Here is a 506-nt window from a genome sequence, read left to right as displayed (position 1 = left end):
AGGGACAAAATGAAAAAAATTTCAACGCGCCTATTAAAGACCTCAAATTAAGCTCGCTTTTCCTACGCGACAACAAGACAAAGCCCACCTCTTACGGCGGGCTTATAAGCCGCAATTTTTATTTGCGAGATGGTTTACGCGCTTTCACCATTCCTTGCTCGGCCGCTTTCTCTTGCTTCAACTTACGTTTTTCTTTCAAGCTTAACTGGGGTTGCTTCTTGTCTTTTTTACTCATGACTTCACCTCTATTTTACTGACATAACATACAGCTACACACCAGATGCGGTGGCGGTGGCGGTGATTGATGAATGATTTCGGTAATCACAAAGCAGCGGCGCTGGTTGAATATCTCGAGTTCTAAGACCTCATCCTGAGAGCGCCCCAACAATCGGGAACCTAAGTACGAATCAACAGCTAGCATCCCCGCAAGAGGTTGGCTCTTACGTGAATCAACTAACGTCATGCGATATTGATAGGAGCGGTCAAGATCCACTAAGCGAACGGTG

At 45.8% G+C, this 506-nt stretch carries 1 protein-coding gene; it reads right to left on the bottom strand.

The window, feature by feature from the left end:
- Positions 1–250 precede the first annotated feature (250 nt).
- Positions 251–506: GreA/GreB family elongation factor (locus R7190_RS31190; RefSeq protein ID WP_318138385.1), on the bottom strand; the 256-nt coding region annotated here is incomplete at its 5' end.

Source organism: Vibrio sp. 1078-1 (assembly GCF_033340475.1).
This window is presented reverse-complemented; position numbering and strand designations above follow the sequence as displayed.